Raw genomic sequence first — 24,779 nt, forward strand, 5'->3', positions numbered from 1 at the left:
TTCTACTTAATTAGGTTTTGTATAAAAAATTTCAAGTTTTAATCTTTTGTCCAATGGAACCGTAGATTTCCCTCCGTAAAGAATAGTTCCTAACGGATTCATCACATTAGCTTTCGGCACTTGGGAAGTAAAAGAATTAGGTGTTTTCAAATAGTTTGAAGTAACAGTGTTTATATCTTCCGTAACTACAAGACCTAACTTGACATTTGTTGAATCAGTATTTTTTATCAAATTTCTGATCTGATTTGTAATCCTGATTTTATAGGTTAACCCTCTTCCATTTGCAGAAGTTTCTTTATTTATCGAACCTCCATAAAGCAATTTTCCGTTTTTGGGATTTGTACCCGTCGTGGCATCATTAAAATAATCAACAACAGGTCTATTATTAGTCAAGTCGTACAAATAAACTCTATTGGGTTCAAAAACTTTAACACCAGCAACATCCTTCATTTTATCAGAATCAATATGAAAAATCAGATTCGCCTCATTAATTAGCCAACCGTTTGATCTTAAAGTTGTAAGCTCTCCCGGAGTACTAAAAAGACCAAGAATCGCCATTGAACCTTCACCCCCTTTTACGAATAAATTTTCATCTCCATCAACGGTATTAGGGCTGGCTGTAGCATTGGAATATACTGCATTTGTATTAGTTTGTTCCAACAAACTCACTGAATTCCCTGTCATATTAAGATCTATCGATTTATCTACTCTGGTAACAGTTACAACAGTACCAACTGTTGTAGACAAATCTTCTTTGTATTTTATAATAATTTTCCCTAACTTAAAATTTAGCAAAGCTAGATTTCCTGCGTTACTTCCTGATTTCTCCACCTTGAAATACAAACCTCTGAAATACTCTTTAAAGACATCCGCAGTAGCCAATTTACCGGCTGGTGCATGAATAATTTTAGAGTCAAAAAAACTTTTATTCAATTTCAATCGCATTCTTGGCGCTACATAGGTTTTGGTGATTTTACCTGTTGCATCGGTAGTAATTTCTACATGTTGGGCAGGGTCAAAGAAAAAAGCATCATTTTGTGCAGTATTAGCACCATCATTCAATCGATTTCCAATTTTTTTTCCATCAAAATCAGCATTTTGATTCGTATAATATCTTTGGGCTGACTGAAATCCACCTGCGGGATCTAAATCCCTCATGAAATACCCCGACTCATAAACACTTAGTTTAATTTTTGCGTCAATAGCCCCATAAATTGAATCCAACTCATAAATACTACCTCCGTTAGCATTAGGTTTTGTTTTTGAAGCATCAACAAAATAAGGAACATCTAAATACACACTATCTATAACTGGATTCATTCCAATTTCAGGCGATAAAGAGCTTAAAGACACTTGTGTGGCAAAATTGGCAGTTGTTGTCCCGAAAGCAGGATTAGTATATATTCCCAACCCATTTACTGCCAAATCATTGGATTGTACAGGACCTACTTTTTGATTGTAGGCTATTACATTTGAAGTATAGGTGCTAAAATCAAAATGGTTGTCACCAATTAAATCTCCACCAATTGCATTGTAATCTTTATCACACGAATACAAAAGGATAATGCTTGCTAAAACTAGCATTTTCTTAAAAAAAGAAGTATTGTACATATTTATTAATAAAAGTTGAATTTAAAGAACCTCGTTTTTATAGAAATTAGTATACGCTTCCGCGAATTTATCTTTCGGGGCGAAAGGTAAAAAAGGTTTCCCTGAAGATTCTATAAATTTTGTTAAACTTGGAGACAGGTTTTCTGACGCAATAATCACAGCATCGGAATGCATTATAGTTGCTTTCATAATGTGTTCGTAATCAGGCGTCTCTAAATCAACAATTGCTTCATCAGGGACACCGTCAAATTTCACTTTATTAATCATTTCAACATCCAAAACCCCTTCAAAAGACTGACTGTAAACAGAAGTAACAATTTTTGTTTCAGAAAATAAGGCTTCATTTTTATAATAATGTTTTAAATAAATAGGCAACATAGCAGCCATCCATCCGTGAACATGAATAATATCAGGAACCCAATTCAGTTTCTTAACCGTTTCAACAACTCCTTTTGCAAAGAAAATAGCTCTTTCGTCATTATCTGGATACATAACCCCTTCTTCATCGGTAAAGGTTGCTTTACGCTTAAAATATTCGTCATTATCGATAAAATAAACTTGAATTCTTTCTTTTGGTATGGAAGCCACTTTAATAATCAAAGGCATATCCAAGTCATTGACTACCAAATTCATCCCTGAAAGTCTAATCACTTCGTGTAATTGGTGTCTTCTTTCATTAATATTTCCATATCTCGGCATGAAAATTCTTATCTGTCCTCCTTGATCATTGACCATTTTAGGAACGTCATAAGACATTAAAGAAACCTCATTTTCAGCAAGGTAAGGCACCACTTCAGATGATACATATAATATCCTCTTATCTTTCATATTGTAATTTACTTAGTTTATTGGTAATAAAAACCACGCAAAATTACAAAAATTTATGCAGTTATTAACTAAAATAGTAAGTTTGCATTTAATTTTAACAATACCATCATGCATATATTCTATGGAAAAGCAGCTTTGATAGACTTTTTGAAATCTATTAAAACTACTCATTCCTCTATTGGGTTTGTACCAACTATGGGCGCTCTGCATCAGGGTCATCTGGCATTAATGCAAAAATCACTGTCGGAAAATGAAAATACCGTTGTCAGTATTTTTGTAAATCCAACCCAATTTAACAATCCGGAAGATTTAGCAAAATATCCTAGGACATTAGAAGAAGATGTAAAAAAACTTACAGCTTTAAGTCCGGAAATTATTTTATATGCTCCAACTGTTGAAGATATCTATGACGGACAACCTGTTTCTCAACCTTTTGATTTTGATGGATTGGAAAATCAAATGGAAGGAAAATTCAGACCGGGTCATTTTAATGGCGTTGGCACCATAGTAAAACGTCTTTTTGAAATTGTCGAACCTAACAAAGCTTATTTTGGCGAAAAAGATTTTCAACAATTGCAAATTGTAAAAAAAATGGTCGTAAAAAATAACTTAAAAGTCAATGTTGTTGGTTGTCCCATTTATAGAGAACCCAATAATTTGGCCATGAGCTCCAGAAACGAGCGATTATCCGCCCAAGAAAGAGAAGAAGCCGCCATTATCTTTAAGACATTAAATATTGCAAAAGAAAAATTCAGTAGTAAAAGTGCCGCTTGGGTAAGTGAATGGGTACAAAAATCATTCGAAAAAAATCCGATGTTTACTTTAGAGTATTTCGTAATTGCAGATGAGGCTGCACTACTTCCCTGCTTGAGAAAAAATAAAAATAAAAAATACCGCGCTTTTATAGCCGTCGTTGTCAATAATATTCGTTTGATTGACACTATTTCATTAAATTAATTACTTTTGTAGCATGCAAATTCAAGTCGTAAAATCAAAAATTCATCGAGTAAAAGTAACCGGAGCTGATTTAAATTATATCGGAAGCATTACCATTGATGAAACTTTATTAGAAGCTTCTAATATAATCGAAGGAGAAAAAGTGTCTATTGTAAACATCAACAATGGAGAACGTTTTGACACTTATGCCATCAAAGGCGAAAAAAATTCTGGGGTAATAACTCTCAATGGACCTGCTGCGAGAAAAGTACAAAAGGATGACATTATAATCATCATTTCGTATGCCACATTAGAATTTGAAGAAGCAAAAACCTTCAAACCATGGATTGTTTTCCCTAATGAAAACGACAATTCTTTGACGTGATTTTCAAGAAAAAAATTCCAGATTAAGAATCCCATTACAAATTTTTTCAAAAGAATTTCAACAAATTTCTTTATAAAATCTAGCCTTTTTAGCTTAAATTTTATAATAGGTGTTTTTGTTGGCCCTGTTTTTAATAAAAGTAAATAAAGTATTATATTGGTACTCCATTTAGAATTAATTTAATTTCTAAAACAGCTAAAATTATGAAACAGATTCTACTCTTGTTATTCTTTTCAATTTCAGTATTTTCCCAAAAAAGCATACAACCTTTCGAATCTCAAAAACTAGCTGAAAACCGAGAAATCACAATTGGATTACCCGCATCCTATGACAAGAATCCAAATAAAAAATATCCAATTCTGATTTTACTTGATGGAGATTACCTTTTCGATCCTTTTTATGGCGCATTGAATTATGGCGCTTATTGGGATGATTTACCGGAAACCATAATCGTTGGCATCAATCAAAACAAAAACGATGAAAGATCAGACGACAGTAATTATGGTGAAGTTGAAGGCACACCATCTGGAACAGGCGCTCAGTTTTTTACATTTATTGGAGGAGAACTACTGCCTTATTTAGAAAAAAAATACCGCGTGGCACCTTTTCGAATTATCGCCGGACATGGTACCACGGCTGGTTATTTAAACTTTTTCCTTTACAAAGACGCACCACTATTTAACGCCTACATTTCGTTAAGTCCAGAACTTGCTCCGGAAATGGAAAATCGCATTCCCGAAAAACTTACTAACCTCAAACAACCCGTTTTTTATTACCAATCTGCAGCTGATGGCGACGTAAAAAAATTGCAAGAGCCAATAAAAAAGCTGGATGAAAGCATAAAACTGGTGACCAACCCTTTACTCAATTATAAATTTGACTACTTCAAGGACGCTTCCCATTACTCCTTAGTGTTGTACTCAATCCCTAATGCATTATATCAGATTTTTGAATCCTACAAACCAATTTCATCAACGGAATACACCGATAAAATTGCCAAACTTCCATCTGGACATGTAGATTACCTGACTGCCAAATATGATCTTTTATCTAAAAAATTGGGGTTAAATATCCCTATTCGAATAAATGATTTCAAAGCAATTGAAGCCGCTATTTTAAAAAACAAAGCGTATCCCGAATTAGAAAACTTAGCTGTAATTGCCCGAAAAAACTATCCAAAATCGATGTTGAGCGACTATGAATTGGGGTTGATGTATGAGAAAACAGGCGACGCGAAAAAAGCGGCAAAACATTATCAAAAAGCCTCTCAATTAGACGGAATTGGAGATTTAACCAAAGACATGATGTTTCAAAAATTTGATGACATGCAAAGTCTAACACCAAAAAAATAATGTCAAAAGTAAAAACTACTTTTTTTTGTCAGAACTGTGGAGCTCAATATTCTAAATGGCAAGGACAATGCAATTCTTGCAAAGAATGGAATACTATAGCCGAAGAAATCATTCAGAAACAAGAAAAAGTCGCTTGGAAAAACGAGTCTGTTTCTAGTAATAAAGCGTCGAAACCATTACGAATAAACGAAATTGATTCTGCACAGGAAATCCGAATGGACACTACGGATGGGGAATTGAATCGTGTTCTAGGCGGCGGAATCGTTCCTGGCTCACTAATCCTTTTGGGTGGCGAACCCGGCATTGGAAAAAGCACGCTTTTACTTCAAATCTCTCTAAAATTACCGTATAAAACCTTGTATGTTTCAGGAGAAGAAAGTCAGAAACAAATAAAAATGCGTGCCGAAAGAATTACTCCCAGTGGAGACAATTGTTATATTCTTACGGAAACCAAAACCCAAAACATCTTCAAACAAATTGAAGCCATTCAGCCCGAAATCGTGATTATCGATTCCATTCAAACTCTTCATACGGATTATATTGAATCGACACCCGGAAGTATTTCGCAAATCCGGGAAACCACTGCCGAATTGATAAAATTCGCCAAAGAAACCAATATTCCGGTGATTCTTATTGGTCATATCACCAAAGACGGAAATATTGCCGGACCAAAAATCCTGGAACACATGGTAGACACCGTTCTACAATTTGAAGGCGACAGAAACCACGTGTACCGCATTTTACGTTCGTTGAAAAACCGTTTTGGTTCCACTGCTGAAATTGGCATTTATGAAATGTTAGGAAGCGGATTGCGCGAAGTTTCGAATCCTTCGGAAATTCTGATCTCGCATAAAGACGAGGAATTATCCGGAACTGCAATTGCTTCCACTTTAGAAGGCATGCGTCCTTTGATGATTGAAATCCAAGCACTGGTAAGCACCGCCGTTTATGGCACACCGCAACGCAGCACAACGGGCTATAATGCAAAACGACTCAATATGATTTTGGCCGTTTTAGAAAAAAGAGCGGGTTTTCGCTTGGGAGCCAAAGACGTTTTCCTAAACATAACGGGAGGAATTTCAGTAGATGATCCGGCGATAGATTTAGCAGTTGTTGCCGCCATTTTATCATCGAATGAAGATATTCCGGTAAATAAAGATTTTTGTTTTGCTGGCGAAGTTGGCCTTTCGGGTGAAATACGTCCTGTAAACCGCGTAGACCAACGCATTCAGGAAGCAGAAAAATTAGGATTTTCGACCATTTTTGTATCCAAATACAATAAAATTGCGTTGAAAAATATAGGAATTAAAATTCGATTGGTAGCCAAAATTGAAGATGTGGCGAGTGAGTTGTTTGGGTAAAATTTGTTATAAATCTAAAGTCCTTTTTATACCTTTAGTATTGCCAGAAATTACGTTTGCTTGGTGGATAAAGTATAAGCTGTAGTATTGGATTTGTTCCCTATATGTTGAGCGTACGGATTGCAAATCCGCGCTATCCTTAATAAGTATCTTTTTTTATTTTACTTTTTAAAAATTTAATCCTTATTATTCGCTGGTATTGGTGATAAATGATTTAGAGAAAAAAAAATTAAAGGCAAATTACACTGTTACTAGAAAAATGTAAGGAATAAATATTGTTCCTAAATAAGGGAGCACTAAACTAAAGAAAAATAATCATACTGAAATTAGTAATAGACAAAGTAATACATAAAAATATGAAGACATTAAAAAACGATTATGAAATAGAGCGCGTAAAAGCGCTGATGGAGTTCGACATTATGGACACTCTTCCGGAAAAAATTTTTGATGATATAACAAAAATAGCTTCCTCAATTTGTAATACTCCAATTTCCATAATCAATTTTATTGATCAGGAACGTCAGTATTTTAAATCTAGTTTGGGACTTACGTCTGGTCCACCCGCACCACTGGAATATTCTTTTTGTGCGCACGCAATTGCGAGTCCTCAGGCACATTTCGAAGTTACAGACGCACGAGATAATCCTATATTTGCATCGAATCCGTTAGTAACGGGCGACCCTAATATCGTTTTTTATTATGGTATTCCTCTCGTTACTACAGAAGGTTTTGCTTTAGGTTCATTGTGCGTTATAGACCATAAGCCCGGTAAATTGTCTGAAGCACAATCTGAAGCACTGCAAAGTTTATCAAACCAGGTAATGTTTTTATTAGATCTTAGAAAGAAAAATAAACTCTTGGTCTCTTATCAGCAAAAATTACAGGAATACTCTTCAAACATGGAAGCTTTTGCGGCAATGGCAGCACATGATTTGAAGCAACCGCTGGGTTCTGTTCAAGCAGCGCTAAAAATTATGAAGGTGAAACACGAGGATTTATGGGACGATACCGACCAAACATACTTTAAATTAATTAACAACACCACTAGGAGAATGAACCTTTTGATAAATGATTTACTGGATTATGCAAAAGGAGGTTTTATTACCAAAGAGTATGAGTCCATCGATGTTAACTTATTGATTACATCTATTTTTGAAGAACTAACTGAAAATAACGATGGCGAGAAACCCGAAATTAACATAGCTGCAATGCCGCTTATAAAAAGTTCTCGCACGGCGTTGACCGTACTATTAAAAAATATAATGAGTAATGCATTAAAATATCAAAAGAAAGGAATACGTACCCACTTGAATGTTAAATTGGAAAAATCAAAATCGTTTTGGACTTTTTCGGTACAAGATAATGGAATAGGCATCAAAACCGAATATCTCGAAACTATTTTCGAGCCATTCAAACGTCTACATAATCAAGAAGAATTTGACGGAAGCGGCTTAGGTCTAGCCTCCTGCAAAAAGATAGTTGAAAAACTTAATGGAGAAATCTGGGCAACATCAGAATTAAATAAAGGAACTACAGTCTACTTTACAATAAAACAAAACAAATTATAAATAGCATACCTATATTATTAGTTCCGAATAATGAAGGGGATATTCTCCTGAAACCCAACCGCTCAGATATGTCAACGCAACGGTTAGCGAGGATTTGTAACCCGTAAACCGCGTGGACCAGCGCATTCAGGAAGCCGAAAAATTAGGTTTCTCGACCATTTTTGTATCCAAATACAATAAAATTGCGTTGAAAAATACCGGAATCAAATTCCGATTGGTAACCAAAATTGAAGATGTGGCCAGTGAATTGTTTGGGTGAAATTTGTTTTCAAACATCCAAAAAAAAAAAAACGTTAGAATCTTACAATAAAATGAGCGAAGATTCAGAACTTAAATTAAACTATGCAGCACAAAAACTTGAAGTAGATTATTTACTCGCATTACTAGAATAAAATAGAAAGGTTAACCGTAACAATTCTACTCCTTTATTGACTAGTCCTAAAATTCACAAATAAGCATCTTCTTTTACTCTTTTCAATTTAATTTTACGACTGATCTTCCATTAATTACCTTAATTCAAACGCATTTTACTTCTGATGAAAAAAACAAATAATTCAACAATAAGATTCACTATTTTGTTGTAAATTTATATACTCTTTTTTTATCTAAAGATTTAAAAATGAAACCATCACACCAAACGACAACGCATCTTTATGGACTCTTGGGAAAAGTGTTTTATACTATTGCGGCCATAGATAAAAGCGTCCGTGGAGAAGAGATTGCGCAACTTAAGGAAATTGTAAAGCAACGAATGGCTTCCACTTGAAAATATGCTCAATGAATTTGGAGACGACACAGCCTATGAAATTGAAATTTTTTTTGATTGGCTAGTGGCTAATAAATGGGATTTTGCTCTTGTCCATTCTGATTTTTAAATTTTCAGAAAAAGAACATCAAAATTTATTTACACCCGCCGTTAACGCATTAATTCTAACAAACCGACAAAGCAATTGCAGCTTCCTTTTTAGGAAAAAACAAATCAGAACACGTTTTAATAAGTGAACTAAATGCTATACTTTTTTCGTAAAATTCAATAAATTTTTAATCAAAAATAAGCTGTTTTAAAACAATCTACTTTAATTTAAAAAATCAAAAACATGAAAAGACAAACTGGAATCTGGATAGACACCTCAAAGGCGATAATTGTCACTCTTGAAGGTGGTAAAGACGAAAAAATTTCTGAAATAGACTCTGATGTTGAAAACAGTGTTTACCACGATAAGGAAGGGAACAAAGGCACCTTTTCCGGAGGACATCATGGCAACAGCGAGTCAAAATTTGAAAACCGAAAAAAAGAACAAATTGATTTCTTCGTAAAAGAAGTACTGTCTTATGTCAAAGGAGCTGATGAGCTCTTTGTCTTTGGTCCGGCCGAAACAAAGATCAGACTGGAACAAAAAATTCAGGACGAAAAGTTATTTGCCAATAAACTAAAAGCAGTTGAAACAGCAGACAAAATGACCTTAAATGAGGTTGTGGCTAAGGTTAAGAAATTTTATAATTCATAAACCTACATACAAATTGAATAGTTCAAAACAACTCTCTATTTGTACGGATTTAACTAAGAAATAATACAGGAAGCTACAGCATTAAAAATGTTGTAGCTTTTTTATGTTTTTAAAAATTGAAAGACACAAAAAAGTGCTAAATAATAAGAGAAAAACACCCCTATAGTAGTTTTTTTCTTTTCTTTACTGATAAAACTACATAGCGATTTCTATTAATTGACAAACTGTTTATGAAAACCGGAAAACAAAAAATAATTCTAGCCACAAAAATACTTTGTGTATTATTTGTAGCTCTGATTATTGCTTTTTATCTATTCCGTGATGCCGTTTTAAAGCAAACCATTGCCAAGGTTTCTAATACAATGGAAATCGATTACAACAGTACTTTTTCGGTAAAAAAAGCCTCTTTTGATGGAATCTCCGGTGTAAATCTTTCCGATGTAGTATTGGTTCCCAAAAATGCCGACACTCTTTTTAAAATACAGAAAATGAAAACAAGCATCAGTTTCTTGCATTTGTTAGTTGGTGATGTGCAACTTGGAACTTTAGAAATCAAGAATGGATATATACAGTTAGTCAAGAAGGGAAAAATAAGAAATTTTGATGCTTTTATAAAAAAAGACAAGCAAACGGAAATAAGCAACGAAAAAAGAGATTATGCCCAATTTGTCTACAGAATTATCTCGAAAGCACTGAATTTAGTTCCAACCGATATGGTTTTAGACAATCTTTCGTTTCGGTTAGACGACAACGGAAGAAAAGCAACCATAAATTTCCAGCAACTGCGATTAGTCAACAAGCAACTGGAAACTTCAATTAAAGTTCAAACCAATACTTTTACCCAGCGTTGGAAAATAAAAGGATTTGCCGATCCAAGAAATAAAAAAGCCGACATTCGTTTTTTTAATATAGATACCGGCGCTATCAAAGTTCCTTATTTTGACGAGCGTTTTAACCTGAAATCGAGTTTTGACTCCATTCGACTGAATATTATAAATATAGATAAGGATGGTGATGAATTGCATATTGACGGCTTCACTTCTATTAAAAATTTAAAAATAAATCATTCTAAAATTGCCAGTAAAGATGTAGTCATTAAAAATGCGCGTTTTGACTTCAGGTTCTTGTTGGGTTCTGATTTCGTTTCAATAGACAGTTCTTCAACGGTTCAGTTCAATAAAATAAAGCTTCATCCTTATCTGGCTTATGAAACTGAAAAGGATACCATTTACAGACTCAAAGTGAAGATCCCAAAGATGAAAGCGCAGGACTTTATCACTTCGCTACCTGATGGTTTGTTTACGCATTTTCAGGGAATGGAAGCGGAAGGAAATTTTGATTATAACTTAAATTTTTCTTTCAATAAAAACAAACCCGATCAACTGGTTTTTGACAGCAATATAAAGAAGGAAAATCTAAAAATTACAAAATATGGCGAAGCCAATCTCAACAAACTAAATGGAGAATTTATATATCGGGCACTTATAAAAAACGTCTTACAACGCCCAATTTTGGTTGGCTCTGCCAATGCAAATTATACGCCTTTAAACCAAATATCCCCTTACTTAAGAAAATGTGTTCTGACTACGGAAGATCCTTCTTTCTTTTCGCACCACGGTTTTATCAATGAAGCATTCAAGCAATCCATCATAAAAAATATTAAAACCAAAAAATTCTCCAGAGGCGCCAGTACCATTAGCATGCAATTGGTAAAAAATGTTTTTCTTACCCGTGAAAAAACAGTCTCCCGCAAACTCGAAGAAATCTTGCTGGTTTTTATCCTTGAAAATAACAGAATTGCAAGCAAGGAACGCATGCTGGAAGTGTATTTTAATATTATTGAATGGGGACCAAATGTATATGGAATTGGAGAAGCAAGTCGGTTTTATTTCCAGAAAAGTCCATCCGAATTAAATTTGAATGAATGCTTGTATCTTGCCCGAATTATTCCAAGTCCAAAGAAATTCATTTATCAGTTTAATGATCAAGGAATGCTAAAAAATTTTGCCACAAGACAAGAATCTTTCCTAACCAATATCATGTTCAGGAGAGGATTGTTAAGTCCTGAAGATACTATTTATAAATCACAACGCATCATCATCTCTGGGCCTGCAAGGTCTTTTCTAAGAATAAAAACCCGAGATACGACTCAAATTAAAATCGATTCATTATCCGTTGATGAGGAATTTGATCTTTAATAATTGTAACTAGAAATTGTCATTCCGACGAAGGAGGAATCTCACGCAATGGGATTGCTCCTTCGTCGGAATGGCAAAAAAATGGTTTCTTAATTTAGGGAGCCGGATCAGGAATTATAGCCTGAACTTCATCAATTGCTTTTAAGATTTCATCCGAAAGTGACACTTGAATAGTATCGATATTTTCTTTTAATTGTTCCAATGTGGTAGCGCCAATAATTGTGCTGGTTAAAAACGGCTGTTGGTTGATGAATGCCAAAGACAATTCAGTCAAGGTTAATCCATTTTTCTTGGCGATTTCCTGATACAATCTGATGGCTTCGGTACATTGAGCGCTGTTGTATCTGGAATACTGCGGAAATAACTTGATTCTGGCGTTTGGATGATCCTCTCCTGTTAGGAATTTACCGGACAAAACTCCAAAAGCCATAGGCGAATACGCCAATAAACCTACATTTTCTCTCAGGCAAATTTCGGCTGAACCGTTTTCAAAAAGTCGGTTTAATAAAGAATATGGATTTTGAATCGTTTTTATTCTTGGTAGATTGTTGTACTTGCTTTCTTCCAGAAAACGCATGATTCCCCAAGGATTTTCATTAGAAAGTCCGATATATTTAATTTTCACTTCTTTGACAAAACCATCCAACGTTTCTAACACACTGTGAATATTATCTTCCCAAGCATCGTCTTGCACTTTGAAACCGCGTTGACCAAAATAATTGGTTTTGCGTTCCGGCCAATGCAATTGGTACACATCAATATAATCCGTTTGTAAGCGTTGCAAACTTTGATCCAATGCAAACTTGATACTGGCTGGTGAGAAATCTAATTTCTCTCTCATGTAACCAAAATTTGGATTGGGTCCGGCAATTTTGGATGCCAAAACTATTTCTTCTCTCTTTCCAGTTTTTTTGAACCAGGTTCCAAGAATTTTCTCTGTACTTCCATAGGTTTCCTGACGCGATGGAATCGAATACATCTCAGCGGTATCAAAGAAATTGACTCCGTTTTCTAAGGCATAATCCATTTGGGCGTGACCATCAGTTTCCGTGTTTTGTTGACCAAAAGTCATGGTTCCAAGGCAAATTTTGCTGACTTTTATATCAGTATTGGGTAAAGTAGTGTATTTCATTTTTAAGGAAATTGTATTTTATTTTCGAAAACAAAGATAAAATTAGTTTGTTGTTTAGACTTACTGTTAACAGAAAATTGAGAAAAGTTTACAGCATGTTAGAAAAAAATATAACCGCTAATTCGCGAATTAAAAACCCCTCAATTGAAAGATAAAATTAGCGAATTAGCGGTTAAAAAAAGGTTCTTTTCAAACCTTTAAGAAATTAAGTTTCATTAAGAATCAAGATTTATCAATGCTTAATTTTCTTAATTTCTTAATGGTGAAACTTATAATTACTGGGTATTTTAACCTTAATTTATCTCATTCAACATCTTAGAAATTTCATCTAATCTTGGTGTAAGAATAATTTCGATTCTACGATTTTTTGCTTTTCCTTCGGCAGTTGAATTACTTGCTAAAGGTGAAAATTCTCCTCTTCCTGCAGCCGTAAGATTTTGTTTGTTGATTTTCTTGTTTTCGCTCAAAATGGCTACAATTGCCGTGGCTCTTTTGGTGGATAAATCCCAGTTGTCCGCAATTGGTCCTGAAGCCGCAAAAGAATCATCATCCGTATGACCTTCAATAAGTACTGATATATCCGGGTTATCACCCAAAACTTTACCAACTTCAATTACTGCTTTTTTCCCTTCGGAACCTACCGCCCAACTTCCCGAATTGAAAAGTAGTTTGTTCTCCATAGAAACATATACTTTCCCGTTTTTTTGTTCTACTGTCAACCCTTTTCCTTCAAAACTGTTCAAGGCTTTTGATAAGGTTTCTTTTAGTTTTTTCATACTGGCTTCTTTGGCGGCAATCAAAGATTCCAACTCATCTAAACGTTGTGCGCTTTTGTTTAAACGCTCTTGTTCTAATGCTAATGCTTTACCTTTTTCATCTAATTGCTCCAGCAAATCACGATTTTTCTTCATGTTGCTTTGTAAAGCATCACCGCTGTTTTTTTCTAAAGCTGCGTAGGAATCCTGCAGGACTTTAAATTTATTTTGAGCTGCTGCGTAATCCGCTTTCAATTTACTGAGCTCAGATTTAGATTTACTCAAATCTGTTTTTAAAGCATCGCGGTCTAGCTCTAATTGGTTTTTATCTTTTAACAAATCGGTATTTTCATCTTCTAAAGTTCTGTTCTCCTTTTTTAAATCAGTAAACTTGCTTTCTAAATCATTGTATATTTTCTTGGACACGCATGAACTTGAAAGTGCCAATAGCAACAATCCGACGGAAACTCTTTTAATCATTTTGTTTTTTGTTTTTTGTTATTAAATAATGTATATCCTAAAACTAAAGAATACTCTGTAAAACCACCTCCACTTCTTCGAAATTCAACATTATATTTATGATTATAGCTGTATCCAAGACCATATGTGCGAATTAAACCTATATTAATAAAAATTTTGGAATTATCATTCAAGTACATAGAGTATCTAAAACCCATATTAGGTACAACCTTATTAATAGAATTGGTTGTTTTATATGTTTTTTCGAACACCGTCGAGTATTGATCTATAAAAACAGTCTCGTATTTATAGTTTTGATAGTTTACATCCATATAAATAGACCATTTGTTTCTGTTAAAAGGGAGACAATACTCAAATTCTGCACCATAATTAGGAAATAATTTATCTCCAAAATATTCAACCTTTCGATCCCCCCCATAAACATAATTTTCATTAGGCGACACGTTTACTCCCCCCTTTAGTTTCAAATTAAAGCTCCCTTTAGTCATTTTCTGTCCGTAATTTACAGCAGCATTGTTTTTAGATTTGTTATATTTAACAAAATAATTCAGCAACTCTTTCCTTTTGTATTCCATTTTAAGAATTTCGGCCATTGTTACATTTTCACAATTTAAACCAGACCATAATTGGCTTTGATATTGTTTATTTACAGCTAATTCGGAATGGTCAGAATTTTTAACAAAATATTTTTTATAAACGAGTTGCCTAATAGGGGAATTCATTACTTTATAAAAATATCTTTTAAGATTTGGCTCAACATATTCGTACAAAGTAGCATCGCCTTCAATTAATACTTTAATAAAGATTGTTTTTTCTTCCCACTCCGGTTCGCTTTTATCACTTAATTTATCTACGATACTGCTTGACATATCTACATTTAAAAGATATCTCTCAAATTTAATACTATTATCGAATCCAAATTCCTTTATGTTTTTTATTTCTCCAATACTAATTGTAGATTCTTCTTCATTAAGTTTGTATTCAAATGATTTCGGACTATAATACGAATCTTTATTTTTTATAAAACATTCGGTTCTGACATTATTATTGTCAATAAAATAGGCTTTTTCAAATTTAACTTGAGCATAAGATTGTAACCAAAATTGTAATGTAAATAAAATAAATAATAATTTTTTCATTCTGGTTTAAGAGATATAATGGTTATTGTTAAATTTGAATGGGAATAAAAATGCCTCAGGTTATGGATCCATAGTGCTGGAAAAAATTCTTTTTCTATTCTATTTCCACTAAAACAGGGCAATGATCTGAATGCACTGCGTCTGGAAGAATAACGGCTCTTTTGAGTTTATGTTTTAGGGTGTCGCTCACTAAATTGTAATCGATGCGCCAACCCTTATTGTTTCCTCTGGCTCCGGCGCGGTAACTCCACCATGAATATTGGTGCGGTTCACTGTTGAAATGGCGGAAGCTATCCACAAATCCGGACTTCATGAATCCATCAAGCCAGGCTCTTTCTTGGGGTAAAAATCCCGAAACATTTTTGTTCCGAATAGGGTCATGGATATCAATTGCTTCGTGGCAAATATTATAATCCCCGCAGATAATGAGATTTGGCGTTTCTTTTTTGAGATCGTTGATATAGTTCTGAAAATCATCCATAAACGTAAATTTATGGTCCAATCGCTCGATATTTGTCCCCGAAGGCAGGTACAAACTCATCACAGAAAAGTAATCAAAATCAGCACGAAGATTTCTTCCTTCGAAGTCCATATGGTGAATTCCGGTTCCATGAACTACATTATTGGGTTTGATTTTAGAAAGAATGGCCACTCCGCTGTAGCCTTTTTTGGTTGCTGAATAATAATACTGATACGGATAACCCGCTTTTGTAATATCATCTACCGGAATTTGCTCTTCGGTTGCTTTAATTTCCTGAAGACAAATAATATCCGGATTTGCGTGTTGCAACCAGTCAATAAATCCTTTTGAAATGGCGGCTCTAATTCCGTTGACGTTGTATGAAATAATTCTCATTACAGTATTTTTTGAATTTCTTCCGAAAAAGTATTTTTTGCCTGCGGTTGTCAGGAACCCACTTTTTTATTTTCTCGGAAAAAATTATATTGTTTGTATGTGGGTTTCAAATGTAACAAAAAAGGATAAGTTTGACTCATAAAAAGGGAGAAAATGGAGTTTTTTGCTATCTTTGTTTCTTGCTCAAAAAAAATTAAAGATACATGGGTTTAGTAACCACCAAAGAAGTCGCAAAAGCGATAAATGCAGATAAGTACGGAGTTCTGGGAACTTTTTCAGGCTGGATGCTTATGAAGGTGCTAAAAATTTCTACCTTAAACAAAGTATACGACAGAAATAAACATTTAACTGATGTTGATTTCCTGAATGGAATATTAGATGATTTACAAATAAAATTCGAAATCCCGGAAGAGGATTTAAAACGTTTACCGAAAGACGGGGCTTATATCACGATTTCAAATCATCCTTTGGGAGGAATTGACGGTGTTTTATTATTGAAGTTAATGCTTGAAAGAGAACCTAATTTCAAAATTATCGCCAATTTTCTTTTGCATCGAATTGAACCACTTAAGAAATACATCATGCCGGTTAATCCTTTTGAAAACCATAAGGATGCTAAATCAAGTGTGGTAGGAATAAAAGAAACGTTACGTCATTTAAGCGACGGAAAGCCCTTGGGAATGTTTCCTGCCGGGGAAGTTTCTACTTATAAAGACGGTAAATTAATGGTTGACAAACCTTGGGAAGAAGGTGCTATCAAAGTAATTAGGAAAGCCCAAGTTCCAGTTGTACCTATTTATTTTCACGCAAAAAATAGCCGATTATTTTATCTTCTGTCTAAAATAAGCAGCACTCTTAGAACTGCAAAACTACCTTCGGAAGTGTTTAGCCAAAAACACCGTGTGATAAAAGTGCGTATTGGCAAACCTATTTCCGTAAGTGAACAAAATGAGTTCTCAACGCTTGAGGAATATTCAGAATTTTTGAGGAAGAAAACGTACATGCTGGCGAATCCTTTTGAAAAAGAAAGTCCTTTTTTGCCAACACCAACTTTAAAACTCCCTAAAAGTCCGAAGAAAATTGTTACTGCTGCTAGTCAGGACAAAATGATAAAGGAAGTAGATGCGTTACGAAGTACTGATTGCCGACTTTTACAAAGCAAAAATTACGAAGTCTTTCTTGCAGAAGCAAAAAAGATACCCAATATTCTTCACGAAATAGGCCGCCTTCGAGAAATTACATTCAGAGAAGTGGGTGAAGGAACAAACGAATCCATTGATTTAGACAAACACGACCAATATTACCACCATCTTTTTTTATGGGATAGTGATGCCAATAAAATTGCTGGTGCGTATCGAATGGGGCTCGGTTCTGAAATTTATCCAAAATACGGGATAAATGGTTTCTATTTGAATGACCTTTTTCGATTTGAACCCGAATTACATGACATGATGCACAAATCGATCGAAATGGGTAGAGCTTTTATCATCAAAGAATACCAACAAAAACCAATGCCTCTTTTCTTACTTTGGAAAGGAATTATGCATACTACACTGCGTTACCCAGAACATAAATATTTACTTGGTGGCGTAAGTATCAGTAATCAGTTTTCTGATTTTTCAAAATCACTGATGATTGAATTCATGAAATCGAATTATTACGACCCGTATATTGCGCAATACATCCACCCAAAGAAAGCATATAAGGTAAAACTAAAAGATGCTGATAAGGATTTCATATTTGACGAAGCGGAATCCGATTTAAATAAGTTTGATAAAATTATTGACGAATTGGAGCCAGGAAATTTGCGTTTACCGGTTTTGATTAAAAAATACATCAAACAAAATGCAAAAGTGGTTGCTTTTAATGTCGATCCGCTGTTTAACAATGCGGTTGACGGACTAATGTACATCCGGATTGCTGATATCCCGGAAAGCACCATGAAACCTGTAATGGAAGAATTTCAGGCAGAACTGGAAAAAAAACTAAGCGAAAAAGAAGATTGAATACAAAATGCCTGTTTATAAAAAAATCCCGTCTCGTCCTAAAAAGACGAGACGGGATTTTTTATGTTTTAGAACCAAGCTTTTTTACCTACTTGATAGGTCTGATAAAACTCTTCATCTGATTTTGTTAAATAAATAATACCTTCGATAATCCCTAATATGTACGTGACCGTTCCACAGGTAAAAAGACTAATCACTAACCAAATAATTCCTTCCGTAGTATATCCCAAAAGAAATTTATGTATTGCAAAAGGGCCTAAAAGTATAGCCAAAATTCCAGCAGGCAGTTTTTTATTATCTTGTCGAACTGGTCGCGGATTATTCCATTCTTCAATTTTTGAGTTTTCCATAAATTGGTTGATTTATAAGGTTAAATTTAAGTTAGTTACTATTAAAAAATTATTGAAATGCTTTGTCGATTGGTTCCCAAAGTTCTATCTTATTTCCTTCGTTATCCAGAACCCAGCCAAATTTTCCGTACTCATAAGTCTCCATATCACCCACAATTGTTACACCTTCATCCGATAATTTTTGTAATAAAATTTCTAAATTATCTACTCTGAAGTTTTGCATGAATTGTTTTTCGCTTGGCGCAAAATAAGTAGTATCATCTGCAAACGGCGACCATTGTGTAGAACAATCATTCCCCTCTTTGTCCTTCCACCAAAAAGTAGAACCATAATCATCGGTTTTTAAGCCCAGATGTTTTCCGTACCAAGCGACTAGTTCCTTTGGATTTTTTGATTTAAAAAAGAAACCACCAATTCCGGTAACTCTTTTCTCCGGTTCTGCAATTTTGGCTTGACCAAAATACTTTGCTTTAATCTTATCTACAATTACTTGCGCCAGTCGCTCATGACTTTCGAATGTCCATCCGGCAATGTGAGGGCTAAGAATCACATTCTTGGCTTTCAACAAATATTGGAAAGCCTCAGGTGTATTTTTATCGTGAAAAAGGGTTTCAAAAGACAATTTCTCGTATTCCAAAACATCTAAACCAGCTCCGAGAATTTTACTGGATTCCATCGCAGCAACCAAATCAGCAGTGACAATATTTTTGCCACGAGAGGTATTTATCATCCAAAAAGGTTTGGCAAACCCATTTATAAAATCAGCATCCACCATTTTATCGGTTTCGGTAGTCCACGGAATATGAAGACTCACCACATCAACTTTTTGCTGGAATTCTGCAAATGAAACCTGATTCGCATTGGCGTCTCCCACATTTTTCTGGATGTCATAACACAACACTTCGACATCAAAACCACGGAGTTTTTTTGCAAATGATTTCCCCATATTTCCGTAACCGATAATCCCCACCGTCTTTCCATCCAATTCATTACCACGGTTACTTTCCCTGATCCAATGTCCGGATCGTATCTCTCTGTCGGCTTCATTTAGTTTATTAAAAAGAGATAATATCATTCCCAAAGTATGTTCGGCAACTGCATTCCTGTTTCCTTCCGGAGCTCCAATAAGAGTAATGTTTTTAGATTCTGCATATTCACAATCAATACTTTCTAATCCTGCTCCTACTCGTGCTATGAATTGCAAATTAGTGGCTTTGTCCAAGAATGCTTTGTCTATCTTGAATCGGCTTCGAATTACAATTCCCTGATACTCTTGAATTTTGGCCCCGATTTCTTCTTTTGAGGAAGTAAAATCGCTGTGATTTATAAAACCGGCATTTTGCAATTGATCCCAAAGTAAAGGATGATTGCTATCGATATGAAGGATTTTGATATCCATAAAAAATGTTTCTAAGTTTTAATACCCCAAATTAACAAAAAAATAGCTCCCAAATGTGTAAATTAGCATTCTTTCTATTCTGGAGACACGTCTGCTGAATTCAATAGGAATAAAACTCAAAAAATGAGATTAACAAAAACATTCAAGGCCTTTTTTGAAAGCGAAAAAGCAGGGGGACTATTGTTACTTTTTGTAACTATTCTCTCGCTTTGTATTGCCAATTCACCCATTCAAACCCAATATATTGCATTTTGGGAAACTCAATTGGGTCACCATTCTATCACACACTGGATCAATGACGGACTGATGACTATCTTTTTTCTATTAATCGGTTTAGAACTGGAACGCGAAATTTACAAAGGTGAATTATCCAGTATCAAGAATGCTGCGTTACCTATTTTTGGTGCTTTAGGAGGAATGCTTGTACCTGCCGGAATCTTTTTAGCGTTAAATTTTGGAACCTTGACCCAAAACGGAGCCGGAATTCCTATGGCTACTGACATTGCTTTTGCAATTGGTATTTTATCTTTATTAGGGAATCGAGTTCCTACATCATTAAAAATATTCTTGACTGCCCTTGCCGTAATTGACGATTTAGGCGCCATAATTGTCATAGCTATATTCTACACCTCAACAATTGCTTTTGTGAATTTATTTATAGCCTTAGGGATTCTTGGGGGTTTGTTTATTCTGAATCGCATGAAGGTTCACAGTTTATTGCCATACTTAATTGGAGGTGTTGCCATGTGGTATTTCATGCTTAATTCAGGAGTGCATGCTACTATAACGGGGGTTTTATTGGCTTTTGTAATTCCGTTTGGAGATGGAAGCAAAAAAACATCATCATATAAAATTCAGCATTTTTTACACAAACCAGTCGCGTTTTTTATTCTGCCATTATTTGCTGTAGCCAATACCTGTATCGCGATAAATTCTAACTGGCATGAAGAACTTAATCATCCTAACACAATAGGAATCATATTGGGACTTGTGATAGGAAAACCGCTTGGAATTTGGCTTTTCTCGTTTTTAGGCGTTACGCTGGGCATTTGTGTTTTGCCCAAAGACTTAAAATGGAAAACTCTTATTGGCGCAGGAATGCTAGGCGGAATTGGCTTCACCATGTCTATATTTATAACACTGCTTGCGTTTAAAAATGACGGTGAAGAAGTAATTACCTATTCTAAAATTGCGATTCTGATTGCTTCTTTTATCGCAGGAACAGCTGGTTTTCTTTGGTTGAAATACACTTTAAAGAAACCTGTCAAAAAGATAAAGAAGATCGAAATCATATAAGAAAAGCGCGTTTGATTTTTTACAATCAAACGCGCTTTTTTATAGTTTAATATTGAAAAACTATCCCTTGATTTGTTTCAAAGACGTTTTGATTCCTCTTATCAATGAGGAACTGAATCCGTGCATTTCCATTTCGTTTAATCCCGCAATGGTGCAGCCTTGTGGTGTGGTTACACGGTCAATTAACTGTTCCGGGTGTATTTGTTCTTCCATGATCATTTCGGCAGCTCCTTTTACGGTTTGTGCTGAAATAGCCAGTGCAGTTTGCCAGTCAAATCCTATTTCGATTCCAGCTTGCATCGAAGCACGGATATAACGCAAGGCGAAAGCTGTTCCGCTGGCCGCAAGAACCGTAGCTGCGTCCATCAATTTTTCGTCAATTATTGGAGCTGTTCCTAAATCCTGGAAAAGAGCGACCACGTTTTGTGCTTTCTCTTTGTCTTTTTCATGGAAAGCAATACAGGTTGCCGATGCACCAAATTGCGAAGCGATATTAGGCATGATTCGTATAGCACTATTTCCAGCACCTATCTTATTTTGTAAATTTTCAATAGACAATCCACTGACCGCCGAAGCGATTACTTTATTGGAAATTACCGGGAGGATTTCTGCCAAAACAGTATCTACCTGATACGGTTTTATTGTAAGAATGATAATATCTGCATATTGAATTACATGTTTATTATCTGCAGAAACAGTTACGCCCAGTTCCTCTAAATAAAGAATACTACTTGTATTTCTTCTGGTTATCGTGATTTGATTTCCTTGCGAAAATTTTGACAATCCTTTTGCAATAGCGACCCCTAAGTTTCCTCCGCCTATTATGTGAATTTTCATGCTGGTTGTGGTTTTTCCTCTCCCCGACCCGCTCTAAAGGAGAGGGAGCCGATAGAAAAAGTGTTAATTGTAATTTTCAGTTTTTTGGTTGGTTGTATAGTTATTATTAAAATCCTAAAATCAAATTTGCAATTCCGAAGTAAATCATAATTCCAAATACATCGTTTGTTGTTGTAATAAACGGTCCTGTTGCAATAGCGGGATCAATGTTGTTTTTATGCAGAAAAAGAGGCACTAGAGTTCCTAAAATTGCTGCAAATAAAATGACCACTACAATCGATATTGATATTGCCATTCCCACTTGAAATTGCCCATACATAAACGTATGATACCCTAAGACCAGCATTGCGATTATAGTCCCAGATATCATGGCAACGGCTATTTCCTTACTAAAATAACTACGACTAAATTCTTTCAGCGTACCATTTGCCAAACCTTGAACAATGATTGCTGATGCCTGAACCCCAATATTTCCTGCTGTTGCCGATAGCAAAGGCATAAAAATAATAAGTGTGTAAAATTTTTGAGAAGTGGCTTCATTGCCTTTAATCACATAAGAAGCTATAAGTTCAATGAGCATCCCCATCAACAGCCAAGGCAAACGCGCTTTGGTGTGCTCATAAATACTGTCATTCGTTTCAACATCCTGGGTAATACCTGCCGCTAATTGGTAATCTTTATCGGCTTCATCCTTAATTACATCGATAATATCATCAATGGTGATTCGGCCTACAAGACGTCCCAATTCGTCAATAACCGGGATCGCTTCTAAATCGTATTTCTGCATGATTCGAGCCACCTCTATATCTTCAGTATCTACGTTTACCGAGTTTAGCTTTCGAATATAAATATCATTAATAGGAGTTTTTGTTGAAGTGGTCAATAAATCTTTGAGCGACAAACGTCCTTTTAATCTATTTTCGTCATCAACCACATAAATAGAATGTACTCTGGAGATATTTTCGGCCTGAATACGCATTTCTTTTACACAAGTAAGGACATTCCAATTTTCATTGACCTTAACCATTTCCTTGTGCATGATTCCACCGGCAGTATCTTCTTTATAACGAAGTAAATCAACAATATCCTTCGCATGTTCAACATCCTGAAGCTCAGATATCACCTCTGCTTTTAAATCTTTGGAAAGCTCCGCAATAATATCAGCGGCATCATTCGTTTCTAATTCATCCAGCTCTTCAGCAATTTCTTTTGCCGAAAGTCTGCCTAAAATATTCTCACGCAAATCATCTTCTAATTCAAGAAGTATTTCTGCTGTTTTATCACTGTCTAATACTTTAAAAATATAAGTTGCTTCATCAAAATCGAGCTCGTCAAGAATTTCGGCAATATCCGCATGGTGCATATCATTCAATAAAACTTCCAGTTGCTGGTCGTTTTTGTTTTGAATAAGTTGCTCTAATTCCTGAATAAGTTCTTTGCTGATTTTAAACTCCATCGGCTTCTATTTTTTGGGTAAGTTCTATGAACTGTTCTACACTTAGTTGTTCTGGTCGAAGGTCAAAAACAGGGTCTTCTCTCAATTTATCTGACAAATTTAAGGTTTTTAAACTGTTGCGCAAAGTCTTTCTGCGTTGTTGAAAACCAGTTTTTACCACTGTGAAAAATAATTTTTCGCCGCAAGGCAAACTATAATCTTCTTTTCTGCGCAAACGCAAAACTCCTGATTTTACTTTCGGTGGCGGAATAAAAACATTTTCGTCTACAGTAAATAAATATTCGGCATCATAAAATGCCTGAACTAAAACCGACAGAATTCCATAGGCTTTTGTTCCCTTTTTTTCACAGATGCGCTGTGCCACTTCTTTTTGGAACATCCCGGCAAATTCTGGAATTTGGTGGCGATATTCTAATGTTTTAAAAACAATTTGTGTCGAAATATTATATGGGAAATTCCCAATGATTGCGAACTGCTTTCCTTCAAAAACTTCGTTGATGTTGTATCTCAGGAAATCTTTAGAAATGATTTTATCTTTTAATTTTGGGTAATTTTCATCTAAATACGTAACTGATTCCGTATCGATTTCTATAACATAGGTATTGATTGGTTTGTCCAATAAATATTTAGTCAAAACACCCATTCCTGGTCCTATTTCTAACACATCATCATATCCTTCTAAGTTCAACGTATCAGCAATGTCTTTTGCGATACTTTCGTCTTTCAAGAAATGTTGTCCGAGGTGTTTTTTTGCTTTTACTTTTTCCATGTTTTTTGTTTTGCCACGAAGGCACAAAGGCGCAAAGTGTTTTATATATTTTTTAAAAATTGGAGGTCGCAAATTGCGACTTCAAGATTGTGGTTCAAAACGACAACCCCCATATGAATGCTTCTTTCCTCGTAATGACTTTAATAATCTGCAATCAACTCCAGTTCCGTTCTAAAAGCGAGCATTTTGTCTCCAAATAACTTCGCTCCTTCTTCACGAAAACCAGGTGCGTCTTCCTGATAATATTTCTCCAGGGTTTCTTTACTGTCTGTCGTGTATTGAACCGAATAGGTTACTCCACCCATTTCTTCTTCAATTAAAACCCGCACCATTCTTGCCGATGAGAATTTCCCTGTAGCCAGAATTTCAGGAATGTGTTTGTGCTGCATCCAAATCATCCATTGATCGTGAACGCTTTCATGTATGTTTGTGGTTACGTTGTATATTATCATATCAGCCCCCTAACCCCCGAAGGGGGAATCCTACTAGGGGTAAGTAGGGTTAAAATATTAAATTTATTTATTATAAATACCAACTCACGATTGATGTTTTTAAAA

General features: G+C 35.0%; 21 protein-coding genes and 2 pseudogenes. 11 read left to right on the top strand and 12 right to left on the bottom strand.

Features of this window, described 5'->3' with window-relative positions:
* Positions 1 to 6 precede the first annotated feature (6 nt).
* The gene (locus ACFX5E_RS04905) at positions 7 to 1,584 is read right to left on the bottom strand and encodes a DUF4270 domain-containing protein (protein ID WP_379854057.1); all 1,578 of its coding nucleotides are present in this window, start codon (positions 1,582 to 1,584) and stop codon (positions 7 to 9) included.
* Positions 1,585 to 1,632: 48 nt separating this feature from the next.
* Positions 1,633 to 2,439, bottom strand: coding sequence for a glycogen/starch synthase (locus ACFX5E_RS04910; RefSeq protein WP_379854058.1), 807 nt, complete (start codon positions 2,437 to 2,439; stop codon positions 1,633 to 1,635).
* 108 nt (positions 2,440 to 2,547) lie between these two features.
* Between ACFX5E_RS04910 and panC the strand changes: the two genes are divergently transcribed.
* The 9 genes and pseudogenes from panC (at position 2,548) to ACFX5E_RS04955 (ending at position 11,747) form a co-directional block, all read left to right on the top strand.
* The gene (gene panC / locus ACFX5E_RS04915; protein WP_379854059.1) at positions 2,548 to 3,396 is read left to right on the top strand and encodes a pantoate--beta-alanine ligase; all 849 of its coding nucleotides are present in this window, start codon (positions 2,548 to 2,550) and stop codon (positions 3,394 to 3,396) included.
* Positions 3,397 to 3,409: 13 nt separating this feature from the next.
* On the top strand, positions 3,410 to 3,760 hold the full coding sequence (gene panD / locus ACFX5E_RS04920) for an aspartate 1-decarboxylase (RefSeq protein ID WP_379854060.1): 351 nt from the start codon (positions 3,410 to 3,412) through the stop codon (positions 3,758 to 3,760).
* A 203-nt stretch (positions 3,761 to 3,963) separates the two neighbouring features.
* A complete protein-coding gene (locus ACFX5E_RS04925) occupies positions 3,964 to 5,112 on the top strand; it encodes an alpha/beta hydrolase (RefSeq protein ID WP_379854061.1) in 1,149 nt (382 codons plus the stop codon).
* Entirely contained in the window at positions 5,112 to 6,473 is a 1,362-nt protein-coding gene (radA, locus tag ACFX5E_RS04930) for a DNA repair protein RadA (RefSeq protein ID WP_379854062.1), read from the top strand. The genes ACFX5E_RS04925 and radA overlap by 1 nt, the downstream gene beginning before the upstream one ends.
* 356 nt (positions 6,474 to 6,829) lie before the next feature.
* Complete coding sequence (locus ACFX5E_RS04935) at positions 6,830 to 8,041, top strand: GAF domain-containing sensor histidine kinase (RefSeq protein WP_379854063.1); 1,212 nt, start codon at positions 6,830 to 6,832, stop codon at positions 8,039 to 8,041.
* 100 nt (positions 8,042 to 8,141) lie between these two features.
* Positions 8,142 to 8,300, top strand: a pseudogene (locus ACFX5E_RS04940) (DNA repair protein RadA); the annotation flags it as partial.
* Positions 8,301 to 8,660: 360 nt separating this feature from the next.
* Positions 8,661 to 8,807 carry a hypothetical protein gene (locus ACFX5E_RS04945; protein ID WP_379854064.1) on the top strand — a complete coding sequence of 49 codons (147 nt, stop codon included), beginning with the start codon at positions 8,661 to 8,663 and terminating at the stop codon, positions 8,805 to 8,807.
* Between the two features lie 331 nt (positions 8,808 to 9,138).
* Positions 9,139 to 9,549 (top strand): hypothetical protein, encoded by a 411-nt coding sequence (locus ACFX5E_RS04950; protein WP_379854065.1) that lies wholly within the window; start codon positions 9,139 to 9,141, stop codon positions 9,547 to 9,549.
* A 230-nt stretch (positions 9,550 to 9,779) separates the two neighbouring features.
* A complete protein-coding gene (locus ACFX5E_RS04955; RefSeq protein ID WP_379854067.1) occupies positions 9,780 to 11,747 on the top strand; it encodes a transglycosylase domain-containing protein in 1,968 nt (655 codons plus the stop codon).
* A 94-nt stretch (positions 11,748 to 11,841) separates the two neighbouring features.
* On the opposite strand, the gene ACFX5E_RS04960 is transcribed toward ACFX5E_RS04955, so the two are convergent.
* The 4 genes from ACFX5E_RS04960 to ACFX5E_RS04975 form a co-directional block, all read right to left on the bottom strand.
* Positions 11,842 to 12,879 (bottom strand): aldo/keto reductase, encoded by a 1,038-nt coding sequence (locus ACFX5E_RS04960; protein WP_379854069.1) that lies wholly within the window; start codon positions 12,877 to 12,879, stop codon positions 11,842 to 11,844.
* Between the two features lie 293 nt (positions 12,880 to 13,172).
* Positions 13,173 to 14,114 (bottom strand): OmpA family protein, encoded by a 942-nt coding sequence (locus ACFX5E_RS04965; RefSeq protein ID WP_379854070.1) that lies wholly within the window; start codon positions 14,112 to 14,114, stop codon positions 13,173 to 13,175.
* Entirely contained in the window at positions 14,111 to 15,253 is a 1,143-nt protein-coding gene (locus tag ACFX5E_RS04970; RefSeq protein ID WP_379854071.1) for a hypothetical protein, read from the bottom strand. Before ACFX5E_RS04970 ends, ACFX5E_RS04965 begins: the two co-directional genes overlap by 4 nt.
* Before the next feature lie 94 nt (positions 15,254 to 15,347).
* Entirely contained in the window at positions 15,348 to 16,109 is a 762-nt protein-coding gene (locus ACFX5E_RS04975) for an exodeoxyribonuclease III (protein ID WP_379854072.1), read from the bottom strand.
* A gap of 203 nt (positions 16,110 to 16,312) precedes the next feature.
* Here ACFX5E_RS04975 and ACFX5E_RS04980 point away from each other — a divergent pair, with 203 nt between their 5' ends.
* On the top strand, positions 16,313 to 18,115 hold the full coding sequence (locus tag ACFX5E_RS04980) for a GNAT family N-acyltransferase (protein ID WP_379854073.1): 1,803 nt from the start codon (positions 16,313 to 16,315) through the stop codon (positions 18,113 to 18,115).
* A 68-nt stretch (positions 18,116 to 18,183) separates the two neighbouring features.
* On the opposite strand, the gene ACFX5E_RS04985 is transcribed toward ACFX5E_RS04980, so the two are convergent.
* Both ACFX5E_RS04985 and ACFX5E_RS04990 read right to left on the bottom strand, forming a co-directional pair.
* Positions 18,184 to 18,465: a TM2 domain-containing protein gene (locus tag ACFX5E_RS04985; protein WP_379854075.1), complete on the bottom strand. Its 282-nt coding sequence runs from the start codon at positions 18,463 to 18,465 to the stop codon at positions 18,184 to 18,186.
* A gap of 460 nt (positions 18,466 to 18,925) precedes the next feature.
* Positions 18,926 to 19,864 (bottom strand): annotated as a pseudogene (locus ACFX5E_RS04990) (2-hydroxyacid dehydrogenase); the annotation flags it as partial.
* A gap of 123 nt (positions 19,865 to 19,987) precedes the next feature.
* Between ACFX5E_RS04990 and nhaA the strand changes: the two are divergent.
* Positions 19,988 to 21,160, top strand: coding sequence for a Na+/H+ antiporter NhaA (gene nhaA / locus ACFX5E_RS04995; RefSeq protein WP_379854076.1), 1,173 nt, complete (start codon positions 19,988 to 19,990; stop codon positions 21,158 to 21,160).
* A 60-nt stretch (positions 21,161 to 21,220) separates the two neighbouring features.
* On the opposite strand, the gene proC is transcribed toward nhaA, so the two are convergent.
* The 4 genes from proC to ACFX5E_RS05015 all read right to left on the bottom strand — a co-directional run bounded on the left by proC (position 21,221) and on the right by ACFX5E_RS05015 (position 24,674).
* Positions 21,221 to 21,997, bottom strand: coding sequence for a pyrroline-5-carboxylate reductase (proC, locus tag ACFX5E_RS05000; protein WP_379854077.1), 777 nt, complete (start codon positions 21,995 to 21,997; stop codon positions 21,221 to 21,223).
* 106 nt (positions 21,998 to 22,103) lie between these two features.
* Positions 22,104 to 23,453 carry a magnesium transporter gene (gene mgtE, locus ACFX5E_RS05005; protein WP_379854078.1) on the bottom strand — a complete coding sequence of 450 codons (1,350 nt, stop codon included), beginning with the start codon at positions 23,451 to 23,453 and terminating at the stop codon, positions 22,104 to 22,106.
* Positions 23,443 to 24,222, bottom strand: coding sequence for a 16S rRNA (adenine(1518)-N(6)/adenine(1519)-N(6))-dimethyltransferase RsmA (gene rsmA, locus ACFX5E_RS05010; protein WP_379854079.1), 780 nt, complete (start codon positions 24,220 to 24,222; stop codon positions 23,443 to 23,445). The genes mgtE and rsmA overlap by 11 nt, the downstream gene beginning before the upstream one ends.
* Positions 24,223 to 24,362: 140 nt before the next feature.
* Entirely contained in the window at positions 24,363 to 24,674 is a 312-nt protein-coding gene (locus ACFX5E_RS05015; protein WP_379854080.1) for a DUF4286 family protein, read from the bottom strand.
* Between the last annotated feature and the right edge of the window lie 105 nt (positions 24,675 to 24,779).

Source organism: Flavobacterium xylosi (assembly GCF_042787345.1).
Taxonomy (GTDB): Bacteria; Bacteroidota; Bacteroidia; order Flavobacteriales; family Flavobacteriaceae; genus Flavobacterium; species Flavobacterium xylosi.

What these genes read in the sequence shown, in the direction of transcription:
- panD (WP_379854060.1), top strand. Translation starts at nt 3,410, where the DNA reads ATGCAAATTCAAGTCGTAAAATCAAAAATTCATCGAGTAAAAGTAACC.
- mgtE (WP_379854078.1), bottom strand. Translation starts at nt 23,453, where the DNA reads ATGGAGTTTAAAATCAGCAAAGAACTTATTCAGGAATTAGAGCAACTT.
- ACFX5E_RS04960 (WP_379854069.1), bottom strand. Translation starts at nt 12,879, where the DNA reads ATGAAATACACTACTTTACCCAATACTGATATAAAAGTCAGCAAAATT.
- nhaA (WP_379854076.1), top strand. Translation starts at nt 19,988, where the DNA reads ATGAGATTAACAAAAACATTCAAGGCCTTTTTTGAAAGCGAAAAAGCA.
- ACFX5E_RS04905 (WP_379854057.1), bottom strand. Translation starts at nt 1,584, where the DNA reads ATGCTAGTTTTAGCAAGCATTATCCTTTTGTATTCGTGTGATAAAGAT.
- ACFX5E_RS04985 (WP_379854075.1), bottom strand. Translation starts at nt 18,465, where the DNA reads ATGGAAAACTCAAAAATTGAAGAATGGAATAATCCGCGACCAGTTCGA.
- ACFX5E_RS04970 (WP_379854071.1), bottom strand. Translation starts at nt 15,253, where the DNA reads ATGAAAAAATTATTATTTATTTTATTTACATTACAATTTTGGTTACAA.
- proC (WP_379854077.1), bottom strand. Translation starts at nt 21,997, where the DNA reads ATGAAAATTCACATAATAGGCGGAGGAAACTTAGGGGTCGCTATTGCA.
- radA (WP_379854062.1), top strand. Translation starts at nt 5,112, where the DNA reads ATGTCAAAAGTAAAAACTACTTTTTTTTGTCAGAACTGTGGAGCTCAA.
- ACFX5E_RS04950 (WP_379854065.1), top strand. Translation starts at nt 9,139, where the DNA reads ATGAAAAGACAAACTGGAATCTGGATAGACACCTCAAAGGCGATAATT.
- ACFX5E_RS04980 (WP_379854073.1), top strand. Translation starts at nt 16,313, where the DNA reads ATGGGTTTAGTAACCACCAAAGAAGTCGCAAAAGCGATAAATGCAGAT.
- panC (WP_379854059.1), top strand. Translation starts at nt 2,548, where the DNA reads ATGCATATATTCTATGGAAAAGCAGCTTTGATAGACTTTTTGAAATCT.
- rsmA (WP_379854079.1), bottom strand. Translation starts at nt 24,222, where the DNA reads ATGGAAAAAGTAAAAGCAAAAAAACACCTCGGACAACATTTCTTGAAA.
- ACFX5E_RS04935 (WP_379854063.1), top strand. Translation starts at nt 6,830, where the DNA reads ATGAAGACATTAAAAAACGATTATGAAATAGAGCGCGTAAAAGCGCTG.
- ACFX5E_RS04975 (WP_379854072.1), bottom strand. Translation starts at nt 16,109, where the DNA reads ATGAGAATTATTTCATACAACGTCAACGGAATTAGAGCCGCCATTTCA.
- ACFX5E_RS05015 (WP_379854080.1), bottom strand. Translation starts at nt 24,674, where the DNA reads ATGATAATATACAACGTAACCACAAACATACATGAAAGCGTTCACGAT.
- ACFX5E_RS04910 (WP_379854058.1), bottom strand. Translation starts at nt 2,439, where the DNA reads ATGAAAGATAAGAGGATATTATATGTATCATCTGAAGTGGTGCCTTAC.
- ACFX5E_RS04945 (WP_379854064.1), top strand. Translation starts at nt 8,661, where the DNA reads ATGAAACCATCACACCAAACGACAACGCATCTTTATGGACTCTTGGGA.
- ACFX5E_RS04925 (WP_379854061.1), top strand. Translation starts at nt 3,964, where the DNA reads ATGAAACAGATTCTACTCTTGTTATTCTTTTCAATTTCAGTATTTTCC.
- ACFX5E_RS04955 (WP_379854067.1), top strand. Translation starts at nt 9,780, where the DNA reads ATGAAAACCGGAAAACAAAAAATAATTCTAGCCACAAAAATACTTTGT.
- ACFX5E_RS04965 (WP_379854070.1), bottom strand. Translation starts at nt 14,114, where the DNA reads ATGATTAAAAGAGTTTCCGTCGGATTGTTGCTATTGGCACTTTCAAGT.